Source organism: Streptomyces sp. NPDC031418, from assembly GCF_055581605.1.
In genome coordinates this window covers 51,556-71,227 of sequence record NZ_JBVIJC010000035.1, presented here as the reverse complement: position 1 = coordinate 71,227, position 19,672 = coordinate 51,556, and the positions used below count along the sequence as shown (strand labels likewise).

General features: G+C 70.4%; 19 protein-coding genes. 10 read left to right on the top strand and 9 right to left on the bottom strand.

The features are described from left to right. Positions 1-19: 19 nt before the first annotated feature. Complete coding sequence (locus tag ACZ5CZ_RS36325) at positions 20-364, bottom strand: helix-turn-helix transcriptional regulator (RefSeq protein ID WP_385847133.1); 345 nt, start codon at positions 362-364, stop codon at positions 20-22. Positions 365-563: 199 nt separating this feature from the next. Between ACZ5CZ_RS36325 and ACZ5CZ_RS36320 the strand changes: the two genes are divergently transcribed. Beyond that, positions 564-869, top strand: coding sequence for an STAS domain-containing protein (locus tag ACZ5CZ_RS36320; RefSeq protein ID WP_385847134.1), 306 nt, complete (start codon positions 564-566; stop codon positions 867-869). Between the two features lie 50 nt (positions 870-919). Here the strand turns inward: ACZ5CZ_RS36320 and ACZ5CZ_RS36315 are convergent, their stop codons facing one another. Continuing rightward, positions 920-1,411, bottom strand: coding sequence for an SRPBCC family protein (locus ACZ5CZ_RS36315; protein WP_385847135.1), 492 nt, complete (start codon positions 1,409-1,411; stop codon positions 920-922). 84 nt (positions 1,412-1,495) lie between these two features. On the opposite strand from ACZ5CZ_RS36315, the gene ACZ5CZ_RS36310 reads away from it, so the two are divergent. Next, entirely contained in the window at positions 1,496-1,819 is a 324-nt protein-coding gene (locus ACZ5CZ_RS36310) for a hypothetical protein (RefSeq protein WP_385847136.1), read from the top strand. Positions 1,820-1,856: 37 nt separating this feature from the next. On the opposite strand, the gene ACZ5CZ_RS36305 is transcribed toward ACZ5CZ_RS36310, so the two are convergent. Beyond that, positions 1,857-4,208: an arylsulfatase gene (locus tag ACZ5CZ_RS36305; RefSeq protein WP_468949012.1), complete on the bottom strand. Its 2,352-nt coding sequence runs from the start codon at positions 4,206-4,208 to the stop codon at positions 1,857-1,859. A gap of 319 nt (positions 4,209-4,527) precedes the next feature. On the opposite strand from ACZ5CZ_RS36305, the gene ACZ5CZ_RS36300 reads away from it, so the two are divergent. Continuing rightward, positions 4,528-4,875, top strand: coding sequence for a YidH family protein (locus tag ACZ5CZ_RS36300; RefSeq protein WP_385847138.1), 348 nt, complete (start codon positions 4,528-4,530; stop codon positions 4,873-4,875). Between the two features lie 442 nt (positions 4,876-5,317). On the opposite strand, the gene ACZ5CZ_RS36295 is transcribed toward ACZ5CZ_RS36300, so the two are convergent. Beyond that, positions 5,318-6,832, bottom strand: coding sequence for a DUF1254 domain-containing protein (locus ACZ5CZ_RS36295; RefSeq protein ID WP_468949010.1), 1,515 nt, complete (start codon positions 6,830-6,832; stop codon positions 5,318-5,320). 552 nt (positions 6,833-7,384) lie between these two features. Here ACZ5CZ_RS36295 and ACZ5CZ_RS36290 point away from each other — a divergent pair. The 3 genes from ACZ5CZ_RS36290 to ACZ5CZ_RS36280 all read left to right on the top strand — a co-directional run bounded on the left by ACZ5CZ_RS36290 (position 7,385) and on the right by ACZ5CZ_RS36280 (position 9,953). Then, positions 7,385-7,780 (top strand): fasciclin domain-containing protein, encoded by a 396-nt coding sequence (locus tag ACZ5CZ_RS36290; protein WP_468949008.1) that lies wholly within the window; start codon positions 7,385-7,387, stop codon positions 7,778-7,780. A gap of 128 nt (positions 7,781-7,908) precedes the next feature. Further along, entirely contained in the window at positions 7,909-8,571 is a 663-nt protein-coding gene (locus ACZ5CZ_RS36285; protein WP_468949006.1) for a response regulator transcription factor, read from the top strand. Continuing rightward, complete coding sequence (locus tag ACZ5CZ_RS36280; RefSeq protein ID WP_468949004.1) at positions 8,568-9,953, top strand: sensor histidine kinase; 1,386 nt, start codon at positions 8,568-8,570, stop codon at positions 9,951-9,953. Before ACZ5CZ_RS36285 ends, ACZ5CZ_RS36280 begins: the two co-directional genes overlap by 4 nt. Here ACZ5CZ_RS36280 and ACZ5CZ_RS36275 read toward each other — a convergent pair. Continuing rightward, the gene (locus ACZ5CZ_RS36275; protein ID WP_468949002.1) at positions 9,934-10,824 is read right to left on the bottom strand and encodes a COG4705 family protein; all 891 of its coding nucleotides are present in this window, start codon (positions 10,822-10,824) and stop codon (positions 9,934-9,936) included. The two genes, ACZ5CZ_RS36280 and ACZ5CZ_RS36275, sit on opposite strands and share 20 nt — an antisense overlap. 244 nt (positions 10,825-11,068) lie before the next feature. Between ACZ5CZ_RS36275 and ACZ5CZ_RS36270 the strand changes: the two genes are divergently transcribed. Further along, positions 11,069-11,959 carry a slipin family protein gene (locus tag ACZ5CZ_RS36270; RefSeq protein ID WP_468949000.1) on the top strand — a complete coding sequence of 297 codons (891 nt, stop codon included), beginning with the start codon at positions 11,069-11,071 and terminating at the stop codon, positions 11,957-11,959. On the opposite strand, the gene ACZ5CZ_RS36265 is transcribed toward ACZ5CZ_RS36270, so the two are convergent. Then, complete coding sequence (locus tag ACZ5CZ_RS36265) at positions 11,841-13,094, bottom strand: MFS transporter (protein WP_468948998.1); 1,254 nt, start codon at positions 13,092-13,094, stop codon at positions 11,841-11,843. The two genes, ACZ5CZ_RS36270 and ACZ5CZ_RS36265, sit on opposite strands and share 119 nt — an antisense overlap. 86 nt (positions 13,095-13,180) lie before the next feature. On the opposite strand from ACZ5CZ_RS36265, the gene ACZ5CZ_RS36260 reads away from it, so the two are divergent. Together ACZ5CZ_RS36260 and ACZ5CZ_RS36255 are read left to right on the top strand one after the other, a co-directional pair. Then, entirely contained in the window at positions 13,181-14,146 is a 966-nt protein-coding gene (locus tag ACZ5CZ_RS36260; RefSeq protein WP_468948996.1) for an ArsR/SmtB family transcription factor, read from the top strand. A 154-nt stretch (positions 14,147-14,300) separates the two neighbouring features. Beyond that, entirely contained in the window at positions 14,301-14,789 is a 489-nt protein-coding gene (locus tag ACZ5CZ_RS36255) for a glutathione peroxidase (protein WP_385847147.1), read from the top strand. Positions 14,790-14,887: 98 nt separating this feature from the next. On the opposite strand, the gene ACZ5CZ_RS36250 is transcribed toward ACZ5CZ_RS36255, so the two are convergent. From ACZ5CZ_RS36250 to ACZ5CZ_RS36240, 3 genes are all read right to left on the bottom strand, one after another. Further along, the gene (locus tag ACZ5CZ_RS36250; RefSeq protein WP_385847148.1) at positions 14,888-15,079 is read right to left on the bottom strand and encodes a DUF397 domain-containing protein; all 192 of its coding nucleotides are present in this window, start codon (positions 15,077-15,079) and stop codon (positions 14,888-14,890) included. 189 nt (positions 15,080-15,268) lie between these two features. Beyond that, complete coding sequence (locus ACZ5CZ_RS36245; protein WP_385847149.1) at positions 15,269-16,126, bottom strand: helix-turn-helix domain-containing protein; 858 nt, start codon at positions 16,124-16,126, stop codon at positions 15,269-15,271. A gap of 271 nt (positions 16,127-16,397) precedes the next feature. Further along, a complete protein-coding gene (locus ACZ5CZ_RS36240) occupies positions 16,398-17,123 on the bottom strand; it encodes a GOLPH3/VPS74 family protein (RefSeq protein ID WP_385847150.1) in 726 nt (241 codons plus the stop codon). Positions 17,124-17,318: 195 nt separating this feature from the next. Here ACZ5CZ_RS36240 and ACZ5CZ_RS36235 point away from each other — a divergent pair, with 195 nt between their 5' ends. Further along, on the top strand, positions 17,319-19,598 hold the full coding sequence (locus tag ACZ5CZ_RS36235; protein ID WP_468948993.1) for a D-alanyl-D-alanine carboxypeptidase: 2,280 nt from the start codon (positions 17,319-17,321) through the stop codon (positions 19,596-19,598). Positions 19,599-19,672 lie beyond the last annotated feature (74 nt).

Below are 19,672 nucleotides of genomic sequence, written 5' to 3'. Positions count from 1 at the left end.
CCGCCGGGCAATGGTGGGTTCAGGGGGTGTGCGCCATGGTCGGCCCCGGCGCTGTGCCCCGATCGGTTTCATCCTGCACGAGCAGGGACAGCAGGGAGGCCACGGAGAGGCCGGCTTCTGCCGGATGGCGCAGCACCTTGTCGGACTCGATGCGGTAGGTGTTCGTGCGCCCGTCCCGAGTGTGGGAGAGGTAACCGTCCTGCTCGAGATCGGCGATGATGCGCTGGACGGCGCGCTCCGTGAGCCGGCAGCGGGCGGCGATGTCGCGGATCCGGACGTTCGGGTTGTCGGCGATGGCCGCCAGTACGCGCGCGTGGCTGGTGATGAACGTCCATCCGCTGTGAGGTTCGGGCACTCCAACCATGCCCAGCATTTTAGGGGACCCTCATTGACGAAGCCAGATACATGACATACTTTTCCGGTAACTGACGACGTGCTCCGCGCTGCGCGCAGCGAGAAGGGGCATCGAAGGTGTCCTGGAGGCCGTCATGCCAAAGCTCATGAGTAGCGCCGGTGCCACGCAGGGGGCGGACCAGGTCGGTGGGCCAGGAGCAGCGGCTGCGTTGCAGCAGTACGAATGCGACGGAGCCTGGGTGATCGCCGCTCAGGGCTCCTACGACATCCACTCGGTCCCGCCTCTGGAGGCGGCACTGAACGCCGCTGTCAGGAAGCACGCGAAGGTGGTCCTGGACGCCTCCGGCATCGACTTCGCGGACTCGTCGTTCCTCAACCTGTTGATCCGTGCCCACCAGACGGGCACCGTGCGCGTGGCAGCGCCGCCGAGGCAGCTTCAGCGCCTGTTTGCGATCACCGGAACCGACGCCGTGCTGGAGATACGAGAGACCGTGAACGACGCCACCTGCTCCTGAGCCGGCCTCCGCGCCGCAAAGACCTCCCGAAGTCGTCTCCGAGGGGCCTTTCACCGGTCACGGCACAGGGCTTCCAGCCGTTGGATCGCCTCACGGAAGACGCCTTCGATGGGGCGTCGACTCGCCCGCAGGAGCAGACCGACCAGGGGGCTGGAGTCGATGGCGAGCGTCCAGGTCACGGTCGTTCGGGTGTCCGCGGAGGGCGTCAGTGTCCACAGTTCCACCAGCGCCGAGACGCCGGGCGCGTTCGTTTCCACAGCACAGTAGGCGAAGCGTTTGCCGGGATCCCACACGGTGATCCGTTCGCGCGCCCGGATCACGCGGTACAGGCGGAAGAAGCGAAGGGAGCCCACGCCGTAGGGGGGTGAGCCTTCGAAGTGGACGTCGTCCGCCGGGGCGAACCAGCGGGGCCAGTTCTCCGGCCGTGCGGCGAGCTGCTCGAAGATCACGCCGGCGGAAGCGCGCAGGTCCCGGGTGCAGGTCTGGCGGAAGGGGGCGTGATCGATGAAGCCCGGATCTTCGGGGCGCAGCTGGCGGGTCATGGCGTCCGGACCCTTTCAGAGGGTAGCCATGCATATGTGAATGTCGTACCATCTGTCCGAAATCTCTGCGAAGGGCATCCTCAGATGGTGCGACTCGTCGCCCCGGACGACCCGCGGGTCGGCGCCGTGACCGCGGCCCTGGCCCCGTATGCGTGGCAGGGCTTCACGCCCGAGGCGGTCAGCCGCCGTGTTCTCGGCGCGGTCGAGCCCCATGTGATCGAGGGGGTGGCACGGGTTGCCCGTCAGGATGAGCGGATCGCCGTGCTGAACCGGTTCCTGGCTGGTGTCCGGTGGCAGTCCCTGACTGCGGCCGGACTGAGCCGGCACCTGGTGTCCGTGCTGGATGCCTGGCGGCAGGAGAGCCAGTGGCTGGAGATTCAGTTGCACTGGGGCGCGGAGGGCTCCTGAGCCGCAACGGCCGCTGAAGCCCTCGCGTGCGGTCGGCCTACTGGCGGGCCAGATGCATGCGCAGCTCGCTGTCGGCGTCGGTGATCAGTTCGCCGGACAGGTCGACGGTCACCGTGTGCAGCGTTCCGGTGAACCGGAAGGGCGGCTTGTAGTCGGATGTCACCGGTGAGCCCGGGTTGGCGCCACACGTCATGCCGCCCGGGTTGAACATGATCGGTGTGGTGACCGGGATCTCGGTCTCGCCGACCAGGCGACGGTCGATGTAGAGCTGGGCGCGGCCCGGGACGCCCTTGCCCGCGGGTATGTCGGGCTTTCCGGTCGGTTCGAATTCGAAGCGCAGCTCGTGCCGCCCTTCGGGTACCTCCTCGGTGGAGGTGACGCCGTACATCGCGCGTCGGAGGTAGTTGTGCGCGTAGTGCAGCTTGCGGTCCTTCAGGTAGAAGGTGAAGCCGCCCACGTTGGTTCCCTGGCAGAGGAAGACACCCTCGGCGCCGGCTGCGGGGATCTCCGCGTCGGCGGTGATGGCGAAAGGCCTGTTGAGGACGCGGGGTGCGACCGCGGCGGGCAGTGTCTCGGTGCCCGGCCGGAACGTGTAGCTGGTCCGTTCGGCGAAGATCTGCGGCCGCTCGGTCATCAGTCGCTGCACGCCGCTGGCGTCGATGGGCAGGACGCCGTACTTTCCGGCCTCCACGTACCAGAGGGACACCATCTCCACACGCCTGGCCGGGTTCTCGGCTGCCACGTCGCTGGTCTCGGCGAAGTCCTGGTCGATGTGGTAGAGCTCCCAGCCCTCGTGGTCCAGCTTGGCGAGGGTCTCCGAGTCGATGGGGGTGCCGAAGGGCTTGCCCGCCTCGGTGAAGGAGGGGCCCGGCCAGGGGCAGACCGCCCGCCAGCCGTCGTGGTCGATGGCGCGGTGACCCATCATCTCGAAGTACTGCGTGTGATGGAGCGTCGGTGCGGAGGCGCTGTCGAAGGTGTGGGCGAAGCTCACGCCGTGGAGCGGTGACTGGGGGACGCCCTTGATGGCGGCCGGGGGCTCGATGCCGAGCACGTCGAGCACGGTGGGGACCATGTCGATGATGTGTGCGTACTGGGTACGCACCTCGCCGCGGGCCTTGATGCCCTGGGGCCAGTGCACGAGGAACGGGTCGCTGGCGCCGCCCCGGTAGGTCTCGCGCTTCCACCTGCGGAAGGGGGTGTTGCCGGCCCAGGTCCAGCCCCAGGGGTAGTGGTTGAACGTGTTCGGTCCGCCGATCTCGTCGAGGGACCGGAGGCTGTCCTCGATCGGCTCGGGGGCGTTGTTGAAGAACTGCGACTCGTTCGTCGTCCCGGTGACGCCGCCCTCGGCGCTGGCGCCGTTGTCGGAGACCAGCATGATCAGGGTGTTGTCGAGCTCGCCGGTCTCCTTGAGGAAGTCCAGCAGCCGTCCGATGTGGTGGTCGGTGTGGCTCAGGAATCCGGCGTAGACCTCCATCATGCGGGCGGCGAGACGGCGGGCGTCGGGCGACAGCGAGTCCCACTCCGGCACGTCCGGGTCGTGCCGGGACAGCCGGGCGTCGGGCGGCGCGACCCCCAGCCGCTTCTGCCGCGCGAAGGCAGCCTCGCGGTAGGCGTCCCAGCCGTCGTCGAACTGGCCGCGGTAGCGGTCCGCCCACTCCTTGGGGACGTGGTGCGGCGCGTGCGTCGCACCGGGGCAGAAGTAGAGGAAGAACGGCTTGTCCGGGGCGACCTGCTTGGCGTCGGCGACGAAGGCGATCGCCCTGTCCACCAGGTCGGGGGTCAGGTGGTACCCCTCCTCCGGCGTGGCGGGCGGCTCTGTCTGGTGGTTGTCGTAGACGAGGTCCGGGTACCACTGGCTGCTGTCACCGCCGAGGAAACCGTAGAACCGGTCGAAGCCACGGCCCAGTGGCCACCGGTCGTAGGGGCCGGCCGCGGATTCGAACTCCGAGGGCACCAGGTGCCATTTGCCGATCGCGTAGGTGTTGTATCCCTGCTCCACCAGCATCTCGGAGATGAATCCGTTCTCGAACGGGATACGGCCGTTGTAGCCGGGATATCCGGTGGAGAACTCCGTGACCAGGGCCATGGCGTTGGCGTGGTGGTTCCGCCCGGTGATGATGCAGGAACGCGAGGGAGAGCACAGAGCGGTGGTGTGCATGTTGTTGTACAACAGCCCGTTCGCGGCCAGGGAGTCGATGTTCGGTGTCGCGATGGGGCCGCCGTAGCACCCGAGTTGGCCGTATCCGGTGTCGTCGAGGGTGATGAACAGGACGTTCGGTGTTCCCGGAACGGCCCTGACCGGCTGTGGCCATGCGGGCGTCGATTCGTCGGCCGTGCGGCCGATCACGCCGGGAAAGGCGGCCCCCGGCTTGTACTCTTTCGCCGTCATCTGCCTGTTCCTCCCGGTCGCGGTGACCATTCCCAAAGGGGCTTGAATTCAGGGAGCCGCGCGCCGAGGGCGCCGTATACGCAGATTGAGTCGGCATTCAGCGATTCGGAGCACGTAAAAGGGAGCGGGCACCGTCGCGTTCCTCGACGGGGCTCTTCCGCCCGGCCGGCGCTTTACCACTCTTTCGTCATGCTAGCCAGTGAGCAGCACACCGGCCATCGGAGACCCACCCGTCCAGGCGACAGGACACGCCCGCAGGGCGTGGACCCGGCAGGCTGAGAACGGTCGACAGACACAGGGACGCGCAGAGGGAGGCTGAATGGACCGGGACATTCCGCGTGACGCCACACCGAACACCGGAAGCCGCGCTCGGGACCACCTCGCCAATGAGCGCACGTACCTGGCGTGGCTGCGTACGGGCATCGCTGTGGCGGGCCTCGGCGTGGCCATCGCCAAGTTCGCCCCGCAGAGAGGCGCTCACGCCGTGGCCTCAGCCGCAATCCTCGTCTTCAGCGGCCTGCTGGTCGCCCTTTACGGCACGACGCGCTACCGGTCCGTCGGCAGACAACTGGACTGCGGAGTCTTCGCCCCGACACGGTCGCGCGCGGTCATGGCGATCGCCGCCGTCACTGGTCTGGCCATGCTCGCCGCACTGGTCCTGCTCTGACTTCCTGCCGCCGTTCGCCGCACCCGGCAGCGGTTCTCCGTCACTCTCTCGTCGGACGGTAAGCCGAAACATGGCCGATGACCCACCGCGCGATTCCAGCGCGAAGCCGAAGCGCAGCCTGCCCGAGCTGGGCCCGACCCTGCGCGCTGTGGCGGCCGCGTCAACGGGCGGAACCCTCGTCGTGTGGTGGCCCGCTTTCACCCTGGGCGCATACAACGCCGTCTTCTTCGATGCCGTACTCGGTCTCTGGGCCGTGGCCACCGCCGTACTTCTTGGGGCGATGGTGCGCAGGCGGGGGGTCCCCTGGGCGGCTTGGCTGGCTCTGGCGCTGCCCTCGGTCTGGGCCCTTCTGGCCATCCTGACCCCGGTCACCCACGGCCGGCCCTATGTCCTGGCCTTCCTGCTCGGCAAGTTCCCTTACCCGTGCGGGCATGCCGCCTCGTCAGGCGACGCGGACCAGTGGCGGGCATTCCCAGGTGGCGTCGATCACTTCGGGGCGGGGCCGGTACATGCGAAGGGCCACGAACCAGGTGCCGTCCTTCGCCGAGGGCAGCCAGTTCGCTTGCCTGCCCTCCTCGGGCGGTTCCGTCTGCAGGTAGATGGTCAGTCCGCCGTCCGGGTCCGCACGCAGACCGGGGCTGCGGTCACCCAGCGAGTAGCGGTCGGCCGGGTTGGCGATGAGGTTCAGGTCCTCCCCGTAGGCGGACAGGGACCAGAAGGCGTCGACCGGCGGCAGGGCGCCGCTGGGGAAGTGCAGTTCGTACCGGCCCGCGGCAACCAGCTTGTTGCCGTCCGCGTCGTCGAAGTTGAGCAAGTAGACCGCTTCGGCCGGGTCGTTGGCGGCGACGCCGAGCAGCGACTGGTCGGCGGCGCGTTTGAGGAAGTCGTCGCCGAAGCGTCCCATCTGCGGGGGCGGGTAACGCCAGCCGTTGACGACCTGGGCCCAGTCGCCGCTGAGCATCTGCTGTTTGAGCAGGGGAGCGCCGACAGCGGCGGCCCGGACCAGGCTTCGTCTGACCGCCTCGGGCTGTGCCTCGACATCGAGGCCGGGACCTATGCCGATCTGGGCGAACTGCTCGAGGAGGGGCTGGTGATGGGGCGGTGGGGGGTTCTCGGCCAGCATCGCGTTCAGGGTCTTCCACGGTCCCAGGGGATCCTCCTCCGCCGAGATCGGAGGAAGCACGTCACGGTCCTCGGGGACCTGCGCGTCCGGCCGGCCGTACAGGCTGAGCGGCACGAGCCGGAACTGTTCCTGAAGCGCACGGACGCGTGGCACGTCGTCCGGGCCGTCTACCAGGGTGCGGCCGAGGACCAGCACCCAGGGGCTGGGGGCCTGCTTCAGGCGCCGCACCCCGTCGGGCAGCTTTCCGTCCCAGCCCGGGCCGACGAGGGCGAAGCTGCCCGCCCCGGAACCAGTGGTGCGCTGACCGACGTAGTCGAAGTTGTCGGACGTGATCCCCACCAGCTCGAAGGCGAAGTACCGGTCGCCCATGTCCGGGTGGGAGAGGATGACCGGCTCGTCGCCGAGATGTACCCACGCCTCCGAGTACATCGTGTCGTTGTTGGGACACCCGCCGTCCTGGTAGGTCGCGTCCAGCAGCCTCTCGGCGTGCCAGAAGTGGTTGACGGGCGCGTACGGAACCGTCGACGGGTTCCGCGGCTGCGTCACCCAGTCGTACCGCAGCCGCGCGTTGTACATGTACGGAAACCCGTAGACGAACGCCTGCTCACCGAGTGTGTAGGCGTACTCGCCGCGCCAGTCGTCCATGCGCCCCGTCAGGATCGGCTTCACGGCTTGGCCCAGGGCGGGCACGATCTCGGGCAGACGGCGGGCGCGGTCGATCGTGGACACGGGGTGCAGGACCGCGCGTCCGGCGGCCCGCGCCGCCGTGGCCGCGGCGCCGGCCACCTCCTCGGGGATCCGCCGCCAGACAGGGCTCTGTGATGGTTCGGGCATTTCGGCACCCCTTCGCTCCACCGCATCACGGGCAAGATCTCCGGACTCGGCCGCGCAGCCCCTCCCCCAGCGACCATCCTCCCCCGACTTGCCGGTCGGCGCAGCCGGAGAGGCCTGACCGCGGAGCTCCCTGGAGACGCCGTGGGGATGAACGCGGGCCGCGCCGCGCGCTCATGGACGCCGCCACCGCGGGACTCGCGGGGTCCGGGCCTGCGGATGCGGTCACCACCACCTGCTGGATACGCTCGCTGAGTGGCCCGGTGGCGATCGCCCGGGCCGTGGCTCGTCAGCCGCCCCCACCGCCCGGGGAAACGAAGACTTCCGCAGCGGAACCCTCTGTGTTCACACCTCCACGAGAGGAAGGTTGCGATGAGGTTCTCCCGCACACGTACGGCACAGACCGCCGTGGCAGTGGCGATGGCCATCCCGCTGAGTCTTGGCGGTCTGGCGTCGCAGAGCCACGCACGGGATGCGTCTCCCAGCCCTTCGGGGACCTTCGGTCCCGGCTGTTCGAAGATCGGCCAGAAGGCCAACACGGCCAAGGACAAGGTGATGGAAGCTGCGGCCGCATATCCGCAGCTCAGCCAGCTGGTCTCCGCCGCGGTCAGGGCCGGGCTGAGTAACAGGCTCGACGGGAAGCCGCACATCACGGTCTTCGCTCCCGACCAACAGGCGTTCCAGAAGGTGACCGTGTCGCAGCTCGCCTCGCTGCTCCGCAACCAGGGGCAGCTGAAGAAGGTGCTGACCTATCACGTCGTGGACAAGCAGATCGCCCCGGACGAACTCTCCAAGGGCTCCTTCACGACGGTGGAGGGCAGCAAACTGACCACGTCGGGGTCGGGTACCGACTTCAAGGTCAACGGCACGGCGAAAATCGTCTGCGGCAACATCAAGGCCGCCAACGCCACCATCTACGTCATCGACACGGTCCTCCACCCGCCGTCCTGACCCTTCTCCTCGCCGGGTCTTTGCCCGGCTCAGGGGAACGCTCCTCCGTCCGCGATCGTCTACAGTTCCGTAGACCGTCTACGGGGCTGTAGACGGTGAGTGTCCGGCCGCCGAGCCGACGGAGGACCATGCGCCCCAAGATCCTCGTGGTGGAGGACGATCACGTCCTGCGTGACGCCCTGCGCCGCGGCCTGTACGAGGAGGACTTCGCCCCGGTGCCGGCCGCCGACGGTGCCACCGCCCTCCGGCTCGCCACGGACGACGTCGCGGCGGCCGTCCTGGACGTGGGCCTGCCCGACGCGGACGGCCGGGACGTGTGCCAGGCGATGCGCGCCAACGGCTTCCCCGGACCGGTGATCTTCCTGACCGCCCGGCACCGGCTCACCGACCGCCTGTCCGGCTTCTCCGCCGGGGGCGACGACTATCTGCCCAAGCCCTTCCACCTGGCCGAACTCGCCGCCCGGCTGCGGGCCGTCCTGCGGCGGACGGCCGGCGCGGCGGTGGTCTCGGCCGGTGACCTGGTCCTGGACCCGGTGGACCACAGCGCGAGCGTGCGCGGCGCCCGGGTCGCCCTGTCCCCGACCGAGTTCCGGCTGCTGGCCACCCTGGTCGCCGCGCACGGCACCCTCGTACGCCGCCGCGAGCTGGTGCGGGCCGGCTGGCCCGAGGGCGCGCAGGTCAGCGACAACACCCTGGACCAGTACCTGAGCCGGCTGCGCCGCAAACTGCGGGAGACGGGCAGCGGGCTGACGATCGGTACGGCGCGCGGGATCGGACACCGGCTGTCGTGAACCGTGCCTCGCGTGCCCTGCGGCGCCTCGCCCCGCGCACCCTGCGCGGCCGGCTCTCCCTGGTGGCGCTGACCGCCGCGGCCCTGCTGATGACGGTCCTGACCGTCGTGTTCAACGCCGTGATGGCCCGGCACCTCCAGCACCGGGCGGACGACGAACTGCGCACCCGGGCGGCGGCGGTGGCCGCGACCGTCGACACCACCGGGCCCCGGGTGCGGGTCCTGGAAGGCGCGGACGACCGCCTCCTCGACACCAACGTGTGGATCTACGCCGGCACCCGGCTGCTGGAGAAGCCGCCGTCCGCGACGGCCGGCGACCCGACGGCCCGTGCCGCCGGCCGACTGGCCGCCCGGCCGGGGGACGCCTGCGCGACGGTTCAGGCACCCGGTCACCGGCCCGTACGGCTGTGCGCCCAGCACATCCCGGGCCGCCGCGCCACCGCCACCGTCGTCACCGCCCTGGACCTGACCCCGTACCGCAGTTCGGCCGGCACCCTGCTCGTGGGATCACTCGTCCTGGACGGCGTGATGCTGGGCTGCACCTACGTCCTCACCCGGCTGGCCGTCGGCCGGGCGCTGCGCCCGGTGCGGACGATGACCGACCAGGCCACCCAGTGGAGCGCGGTGGGTTCCGACGAGCGCTTCGGTACGGCGGACCACCCGGCCGAACTCGCCCGCCTCGGCGCCTCCCTGGACGCACTCCTGGACCGCATACGCACCGTCCTGCGCCACGAGCAGCAGCTGACCGGAGAGCTGTCCCACGAACTGCGCACCCCGCTCACCCGGATCGTCATGGAACTCGACTGGTGGCGGGCCCGGCCCCGCACGGACGCCGAGACCCGCGCCGCCCAGGACGTGATCGCCGAGGCCGCCCGGTCCATGCGGGCCATCTGCGACACGCTGCTGAACGACGCCCGCGAGAACGCGGTGCGCCCGGCGACGGTCCCCGGGACGACCGACGTACTGCCCGTCCTGGACCGCCTGCTCCGGCACCTCGGCCCCCCGGACCGGGTGCGGACCGCGGTGGAGGCGGAAGCGCCGGTGCTGGAGGCGGGTGTCGCCCCCGCTCCCCTCGAACGCATCCTCAGCCCCCTGCTCACCAACGCCGCCCGGTACGCCCGCTCCCGCGTGACCGTGTCCGCCCGGCGGGTGCCCGGAGCCGTACGGATCGACGTCGTCGACGACGGCCCCGGTGTGCCGGAGACCTTCCGGGACGAGCTGTTCCAGCCGGGCCGGCGTGCCGATCCCGGCGACGGACACGACGGCGCGGGCCTGGGGCTGCCGCTCGCGCGCCGCCTGGCCCGCGCCGTCGGCGGAGAGGTGTCCTACGACCCCCGGCACACCCCGGGCGCCCGGTTCACGGTCAGTCTGCCCGCCGGGTGACCGGCGTCCGCCCCTCCCGCCCCGAGCGGCGTTCCTGCACCTGGGCGTAGGCCATCAGCCCGAACAGGACGGCGAGGAGCACGGCGGACGAGCCCATGGTCCCCAGGTCGAGGCCGCCCTTGGCGACCGGCTTGGTGAGGAAGTCGCCGGCGGTGGCGCCCAGCGGACGGGTGAGGACGAACGCGATCCAGAACAGCAGCACGTTCGGCACCACGGGGACCTTCATCAGCGCCACCAGCACGGCCAGCACCCCGGTGACGAGCAACGCGCCGCCCAGGTAGCCGAGGCCGGAGCTGTCGGAGAGGAAGTCGCCCATCGAGGTGCCGAGGGTGTTGGAGACGAGGATCGCCGACCAGAACAGTGCCTCGCCCCGGAAGGTGACGATGTCGCGGATCTGGAACGTCATCCCGCTCAGCTTCCAGGCGACGAAGATCACCAGGAGGATCGAGAGCAGGATCGCCGCTCCCTCCGGATAGCCGAGGCCCAGGCCCTGCGGTCCCCAGCCCAGTTTCGTCGCGCCGTTCGAGAGGTACTTGGCACTGGCGTCGCGGTTCATGAAGTCGGACATGGTCGTGCCGGCCATGGAGGTGGACAGGATCACGGTCCAGTAGAAGAACGGGTTGTAGTGGCTGGAGCGCAGCTGGACCACCAGCGTCACCACGAAGACCAGGAACAGGACGACCGTGGTCAGGAAGTAGCCCAGCTTCAGGGTCTGCGCGAAGAGGTCGCCCGCCGTCTCGCCCAGGGTCGTCGCGGCGATCTTCATGATCCAGAAAGCCAGCGTGACCTCGGGCAGCTTCTTCATCACCGACCCGGTCCTGTTCGACGCGCGCGGCACGTCGAGGTCGGTGAGGACCTCTGGTTTCTCCACATCAACTCCCGTGTTCGGACGGCCGTGACCCTCGACCGTGGCACAGGTCGCCTGAACGCATCCTGAACGGCTGCCGCGTGTCGGGTCAGACCGTGTTACGGGCGGCAGCGGCCGTGGACTCAATGACGTCCATGCGTTTTCTTTACGCATCCCTGACATCGGAACGGGATCCGGGACGACCCTCCGCGCTGTCCTCCCGGTTGTCCTGTACCGGACGGAAGAGCGTGTCGGAGATGGGAGTGCCATGGAAGGCACCGTCGTCGCAGTGGTGGTCGTGGCCGTGTTCGTGCTGCTCGTGCTGAAGAGCGGGATGCGCGTGGTCAACCAGGTGGAGCGCGGGGTCGTGTTCCGGTGGGGCAAGGCGCTGCCCCACTTCCGGCAGCCCGGCGTCACCTTCCTCATCCCGTTCGCCGACCGGATGCGCAAGGTGAACGTGCAGGTCATCACCATGCCGGTGCCCACCCAGGAGGGCATCACCAAGGACAACGTGTCGGTGAAGGTCGACGCGGTCGTCTACTTCCGGGTGACGGACCCGGTCCGGGCCGCCATCGAGGTGCAGGACTACATGTTCGCCGTCGGCCAGGTCGCCCAGTCCTCGCTGCGCTCCATCATCGGCAAGAGCGACCTGGACGACCTGCTGAGCGACCGGGAGCGGCTGCACGAGGGGCTGGCCCTGATGATCGACAGCCCGGCGGCCGGCTGGGGCATCCACATCGACCGCGTCGAGATCAAGGACGTACAGCTGCCGGAGTCGCTGAAGCGGTCCATGTCCCGCCAGGCCGAGGCCGAGCGGGAGCGGCGGGCCCGGGTCATCACCGCCGACGGTGAGTTCCAGGCCGCGCAGCAGCTCGCCAACGCCTCCCGGATCATGGCGGACACCCCGGAGGCCATGCAGCTGCGCCTGCTCCAGACCGTCGTCGAGGTCGCCGCGGAGAAGAACTCCACGCTCGTGATGCCGTTCCCGGTGGAGCTGCTGCGCTACTTCGACCGGGCCGTGCAGAAGATCGACGCCGACCTCAGCACGCCTCGGGCGCCGCAGGCTCCGGCTCCGCAGGCTCCGGCTCCGGCTCCGGCTCCGGCTCCGGCTCCGGCTCCGGCCCAGGAGAACCCGCAGAACGCCGAGCCCCAGCAGTAGCCAGCGCCAGCGTCACCCCCACCGAGCCCGCCGCCAGCACGGTCATGCCGACGGCGGGCGAGGTGAACTGGGCCAGCGCGCCGGCGAGGACCGCGCTCAGGCCCTGCCCGGTGAGCATGCCCGCCGAGTGCAGCCCCAGCGCCTGCCCGGCCAGTTCACCCGGGGTCAGCTCCATCAGCCGCTCCTGCTGGACGAGACTCGCGCCGAACCCGGCCGAGGCCAGCATCACGCACACCACCGCCACGGGCAGCGGCGGATGCGCGCAGAACACCAGGTACGGCGTCGCCAGCAGCAGCAACAGCGGCGTGGCGAGCCGCCGCCGGACCGCGCCCGGCAGCAGCCGGCCCACCGTCACATCCCCGGCGAGCATCCCGAGCGCCGCGCAGGCGAAGAGGGTCCCGGCCGCGTGCGGGGCGTACGGCACGAAGAGGGACTCGCAGCCGACGACCAGGCCGTTGGGCAGCCACAGGCCCAGATAGGTCAGCCGGCGCGGACGGGACGACCACAGCAGCGCGTTGGTCCGCCAGGTCGCCGCCGGGGAGGGGCGGCCCTGGGCGCGGGGCGGGCGTTCGCCCAGCCCCAGCCGGAGCACCAGCGCGGCCGCCAGATACAGCCCCGCCGACAGCAGCAGGCAGACCCGCGGGGACAGCGCGGCGAGCAGTGCGCCGCCGGTGGCGAACCCGGTGATCTGCATCAGCCCGTTCGCCATGTTGAACAGCGAACGCCCCGGCAGATAGCCGCCCTCGGCGAGGATCTCGTTCAGCAGCCCCCAGCGGACCCCGCCGCCGAGCGAGGCGACGAGCCCCAGCAGGAGGACGACGCCGAGGACCGCGCCCACCGGCAGGCCGGGCAGCGCCTGCACCGCCGTACCGGCCGCGAAGGCCAGTGCGATCGCCGTGAGGGCCGTCCGCGGGGGCAGCCGGTCGGCGCCGGACAGCAGGACGGTGGCGCCCAGCACCTGGGCGAGGGACGGGCCGAACATGCTCAGCGCCGACAGCAGCGGGGAGCCGGTGGCCCGGTAGACGAGCGTGCCGAGGGCGAGTCCGCCGACGGTCTGCGCGGCGGTCTGCGCCGCCGAGCCGAGGAAGAGCGGGGTGAACTCAGGGGTGCGGAAAAGGGACCGGTAACTGGGCATGCCGGGGAGTCTGGGGCGCCCCGCACCCGGCTCGTTAATGTTTCGCCGTGGTGCGAAAGGTCGTACGGCCGTGAGGGGGCGCCGGGGTGGGGTCGTGGCAGCTCGACGCGGACACCCTCGCCCGCAGCCGGTTCGTGGTGTCCCCGTCGGCGGAGACCTTCGCCCGGCTGAAGCTGCTGCACGCCGGGCGCGCGGCGCACCCCGGTGAGCGGGAGTGGCTCGACCGCCATCTGCCCGGCTACCGGGCCCGGCTGGCGGCCGACCCGGTGACGGCCCTGCTGGTACGGGCCGGGCTCGGCCGGCACTGGATCGCCGACTTCCTCACCCCCACGCCCCGGGACGGCGAGCGGCTCGCGGACGCGGTCGCCCAGGTGCGCGGGACCGCCCCGGCCGCCGCCCGCGCCCATCTGCGCACCGCCCTCGCCGGCCCGCTCCCCGCCGAGCTGGACCGCGACGACCTGCCCGAGCGAGCGGCCGCGCTGCTGGAGTGGGTGTGGGAGGAGACCGTACGGCCGTACTGGGGGCGGCAGCGGCGGGTCCTGGAGGCCGATGTCGTCGCGCGGACCGCGCAGGTGAGCCGAGGCGGATGGGTGAGCGTGCTGGACTCGCTGCGGCCCGGGCGCACCCGCTGGCTCGGCGGCAACCGGCTCCGCATCAACCTCCAGGAGTACCCGCCCCGGGACATCTCCGGCGCCGAACTGCTCTTCGTGCCGGTCACCCCGCAGCGCCAGGGCTGGGTGGCGTGGGAGGACGGCGAGCGGTACGCGGTGATCTACCCGTGCGGCGGTGTCCTGGCCGACGCCGGGTCCCGGCCGGTGCCACCGGGCCTGGGCGCGCTGCTGGGACCGGCCCGCGCGGAGGTGCTGGTCCTCCTGGCCACCCCACTGAGCACGACCCACCTGACGGCGCTCACCGGCCAGGGGCTCGGCTCGGTGGGCCGGCATCTGCGGGTACTGCGGGAAGCGGGCCTGGTGGAGGGACGCCGCTCGGGCCGGTCAGTGCTGTACACGCGAACGCCGGTGGGCGACGCACTGGCGAAAGCGGCCCCGTAAGGGGCCCGGGGAACCGCGCGAACGGCGGTGGGAAACGCGCCCCCTAAGGGGCGCGGGGAACTGCGCGACCAGCCACAACGAACCCGCACCCAAAAACGCACCCCCAGCCCCCGCAGTTCACCAGCCGAACCCGCGGAGCGCATAGCATCCGGGCATGACCAACGTCCTCACCGTAGACATCGACGCCCTCACCGGCGGCCCCGCCGACCTCTCCCAGTACGCCGGCCAGGCGGTCCTCATCGTGAACGTCGCCTCCAAGTGCGGCCTGACCCCGCAGTACACGGGCCTGGAGAAGCTCCAGGAGCGGTACGCGGACCGGGGCTTCACCGTGCTCGGCGTGCCCTGCAACCAGTTCCTCGGCCAGGAGCCCGGCACCGCCGAGGAGATCGCGGAGTTCTGCTCGGCGACGTACGGCGTGACGTTCCCGCTGACCGAGAAGGTCGAGGTGAACGGCGCGGGCCGGCACCCGCTGTACGAGCGGCTGACCGGCTTCGCCGACGCCGAGGGGTACAGCGGCGACATCCGCTGGAACTTCGAGAAGTTCCTGATCGGCCGGGACGGCACGGTCGTCGCCCGCTTCTCGCCGCAGACCGAGCCGGAGTCGGACGAGATCGTCTCGGCGATCGAGGCCCAGCTCGGCTGAGGACATGGCCGAGCCCTCTCGGCAAGGACGGCGACTCGTCGAGAGGGCTCTTCTGGTGGTGCCTGTGCGGTTGTCGAGGGTCAGAAAGGCCCCCTGGGTCAGGCCTTGACCGAGGCCACGAAGGCGTTCCACGCCTCGGCGGGGAAGGCCAGGACCGGTCCCTGGAGGTCCTTGGAGTCACGAACGGCCAGCTCGGCGGCGGTGGGCGACTTGACCTCGACGCAGGCGCCGTTGCCCGCCGAGTAGGAGGACTTCATCCACGTCTCCGAAGCGCCCTGAATCAGTGCCATGTCCACTCCTGTTGCGAGTTGCGGTGGTGCGGTTCACGCCAACCTGTCCGACCGATTGGCGTGATCGACGCTACCGGGCAACTGCCCCTGGCGGAGTACTCGTTCACTCGACCGGATGGCATATTCCAGGTGAGCCTTCCACCGAAGCGGAGGGACGGTGTACGATCCGGCACCCCCGCCGTCAGCGGCTCATTCCGCGTACCCTTTCGCCACCGTGTCGATGAATTGCCGGGACTGTTCCACATTGAGGGACTGTGCCCGCAGATGCTCGTACATCACGGCGTACCGCTGCACGTCCTGCGCCTTCTCCAGGTACAGGTCGCTGGTGACGCCCTCCAGGTACACCACACTGGAGTCGGCCGCGTCACTGAACTCCAGGATCGCGTACTGCCCGTTGAGCCCCGGATGGGCGCCCACGTCGAAGGGCAGCACCTGCACGGTGACATGCGGCAGCTGGGACATCTCGATCAGGTGCTCCAGCTGTTCCCGCATCACCAGCCTGCTGCCGACGACCCGGCGCAGCGCCGCCTCGTCCAGCACCACCCACAGCCGGAGCGGGTTCTTCTCGGCGGTGATACGTTCCTGTCGCCGCATCCGCACCGAGACCCGCTTCTCGATCTCGGCGGTCGACGTCTCCGGCAGCGCACCCTGCACCAGCGCCTCGGCGTAGGCACGGGTCTGCAAGAGCCCGGTCACCAGCTGGGGTTCGTACACGCGCAGCGACTCGGCATCCGTCTCCAGCCCGATGTACACGCTGTACGGGATGTCCCCGAACGTGTGCCACCAGCCCTGCTGCCGGGAGTCGCGGGCCATCTCCATCAGCGAGTCGACGATCCGCTGGTCCTCGACCTCGTAGACCCCGCACAGATCGCGCACATCGCGCTGGCTGATGCTGCGCCGGCCGTTCTCCAACCGGCTGATCTTCGACTGCGACACCAGCAGCCGCTCGGCCACTTCCTCGGCCGTCATGCCTTTGAGCTCGCGAAGCCTGCGCAGCTCCTGGCCCAGCCGGCGTCGCCTGACGGTGGGATTGACATTGGACGCCACGGGACGTGCACCTCCGGCTGTCTGCCTGTGACTTAACACTTTCCGTATCTGCTGTTGAGCAGACTGCCACCAAGGTGCTTTCTACCGCTGGGAAATGGTGGATATGCGGCGCGTACGCGTCAGTTCGCCACGGTACGCCACCCGATGGTGTGCCGGGCGGCGCTCCGGGACGCAGTCGAGCGGGACGGCGAGATCCGCGAAGGATCTCACCGCCCCGCTCGGACCAGCGGCTCCCGAACCGGGTCTGGGGGACCGTGGTGACGGCTGCGGCTCAGTGAGCCACGGCGCGTGCCATGGATCCGTGGCGCGGCTGCATCGGAACACCGCGCGCGGGTTCGGGCCGGGCTGCGGCCGCGCCTCGCCGCGGCGCCGCGGCGGCGCCGTTCTGCACGTCCATCACGGCGTGCGCGACGAGCCCGCCCATGGGGTCGTGCCGGATGAGATCCCGCAGCCGGGAGCGGGACGAGCGTCCCTCGTTCCCCGGGTACAGGTGCTTGCCGAGCCCGACGGCGTGCGCCAGGGCGGCGAGCGCCGCGGTCCGCGGGTCCGGCGGTACGCCGGTGCGGATCGCGGAATCCAGCCGGGCTCGGATCTCCCGGCTGATCTCGTTGTCCGTCGCCTGGTAGCGCGTCGTCGGCAGCACCCCGCACATCTGACCGGCCACGGCATGCACCATGCCGCACCGCTCCAGATGCGAGAGGTACGTCTGACGGAGCCCCAGCCGGGGCCCGCCGATCCAGTGGACCGCCCGCACCGGAGCGCCGCGCCTTCGCAGCAGCTCCAACGCGCAGTCCAGGGTTGGATCTCCTGTCGGCCGTGGCACCACCACGGCGATACGATCCCCGTCTGGGGCTATCCGTCCGGCCAGCGCCAGCTCCACTAGCTGTGCTCCGGCCAGACCGAGGTCGAGCGACTGCGGCTGCGCAGTGGTACCCGTGGCCGGGTCCAGTGCGAGCAACAGAAGCTCCTCCGGAAGTGTTCTGCGGCTCCTGCCCATCCATGCCTCCCCGCGTGGATGAATGACAGGGTGACCCCTCTCACATTGGTCTGTCGAGGGTGCGTGACCGGTTCGTGAGGGAACCGGTAGGTATGTCGTTCTCGTCTTCGGCAGCGGCCAGGCCCTCACACAGGACACTGGTACATGGTTCGGACAGGGCGCGCGAGTGGGCGTGCGGCGCATGAGGAGGCATCGGTGGCGGGCGAGTCCCCCGACAGGTCGAAGCAGCGCGGGTCGTCGGAGGAACCGACGCCAGGGAGCGCGGACTCGGTTCCCGAGGCGCGCGATCCGCGACTCGCGGTGTCCCGCGAAAAGGATTCCTCGAACGGTACGACGGACACCGCGACGAAGGTCCTCTCCATCCGCGAGGTCACGCCGAAGAAGACCGAGGACGCCAAGGACGCCAAGGACGCCAAGGACGCCGACGACGCCGAGAGCACCGAGGACTCCGACGACACCGCCCTCCGCAAGGCCGTCTCCTCCTGGGTCCGCGACACCAACCCGGTTGCACCCGCGAAGCCTGCCCCCGCTGAGACCCCGTCAGAGACCAAGGGCGAGGCGGAAGCAGAGGAAACGAAGGCCGAGGAAGAGGCAGAGGCAGAGGCAGAGGAGGAGACGGAGGCTGCCCCCGAAACCAAGGCTGCCGACAAGGCCGAGGCCGACGACAAGGCCGAGGACGACAAGACCCCGGCCGACGAGAAGGCCGAGGACGACGAGGAAGCCGCCGACGGCGAGGACACCCCGCAGGGGCCACCCGCAGCCGACGACGAATCCCGCACGGGTGGTGCGGGTGGGAACGAGGACGCCGAAGGCGAAGCCGAGGCGACCCCCGCCGAAGCGCCGCAGGCACCCCGTGCGGGTGGGAACGAGGACGCCGAAGGCGAAGCCGAGGCGAAGCCTGCCGAGCCGCCGCAGGCCAAGGCGCCGCAGGCCAAGCCCGTGGACCAGCCCACCGCCGTCTTCAAGGCCGTACGTCCCAAGGCCGACGCCCCCGTCGACCAGCCGACGACGATGCTCAAGCTCAAGGACGACATAAGGCCGGACCGCAAGCCCGCCCCCAAGCCGGCCCCCAAGCCCGCCGCCAAGCCCGCCGCCAAGCCCGCCGCCAAGCCCGCCGCCAAGGCGGACCTCACCGCCCCGACCACCGCCCTCCCCCAGGTCGGCCCGGAGCGCACCACCCAGCAGCCGCTGCCCCCGAAGCCCCCGCTGGACCTGCTGGCGGAGCTGACGAACACGCCGCCGCCCCCGGAGACCCCGGTCCGCACGGTCGTTCGCCGGATCAAGATCTGGACCCCGGTGGTCCTGCTCCTGGCGATCATCTTCGCGGTCGTCCAGGCGGTACGCCCGCTGCCGTCCCCCACCCTCGCGCTCACCGGCAAGGACAGCTACACCTTCGCCGGCGCCTCGACGAACCTGCCCTGGCCGAACCAGGGCCAGGGAGTGATCGACGTCGACGGCATCGGCACGATGGGTTCCTTCGGCAAGCAGACCCCCGCGGCGATCGGCTCCGTCGCCAAGACCATGACCTCGTACATCATCCTCCGGGACCACCCGCTGAAGCCCGGCCAGGAGGGCCCGAGGATCAAGGTCGACGCGACGGCGGAGAAGGAGGGCGGCTACGACAAGAGCGGCGGCGAGTCCACGCTCAACACCGTCAAGGCCGGCCAGTACCTCACCGAGAAGCAGGCCCTGTCGGCCGTCATGATCCCCTCCGCCAACAACATCGCGCGGCTCCTCGCGCGCTGGGACGCGGGCTCGGAGGCGGCGTTCGTCAAGAAGATGAACGCCACCGCCAGGCAGCTGGGGATGACCCACACGACGTACACCGACCCCTCGGGGCTGAAGGAGAGCACCATCTCCACCGCCCGGGACCAGGTGAAGCTCGGTCGCGCGGTGGTCAAGAACCCGGCCCTGGTCGCCATCACCAGCGCCGCCAGCTGGACGGACCCCTCCGGCTACAACTGGCCCAACGTCAACGAGCTGCCGTACCGCATCGGGGCGATCGGCATCAAGACCGGCAGCACCACCGCGGCGGGCGGCAACCTGCTCTTCGCGTCCCGCAAGACGGTCGGCGGCCAGACGGTCACGATCGTCGGCGCGATCCTCGGCCAGCACAAGACGCCGATCATCGGCACGGCCAACGCGGTCAGCAAGACCGCGCTGCTCGCCGCCCAGGGCGCGCTGACCTCCGCGACGATCCTGAAGAAGGGCGATGTCGTCGGGTATGTGGACGACGGTCTCGGCGGCCACACCCCGGTCGTGCTCACCAAGGACGTCACGGCGGTCGGCTGGTCCGGGCTGAAGGTGAAGCTGTCCTTCGTCGCCGGTACCGTCCCGCACACCGCGAAGGCCGGCACCACGGTCGGCACGCTCACCGTGGGTGACGGTACGGCCGCCGCGGTGAAGGTGCCCGTGACCCTCCAGAAGGATCTGGCCGAGCCCGGCTTCGGCGCCAAGCTGACCCGTCTGGGCTGAGCCCGCCACTCCCCGCACCCCGCTGCGGAGCCCCACCCGGGGGGCCCGTCGGCGGGGTGCGTGCTAGCGTCACG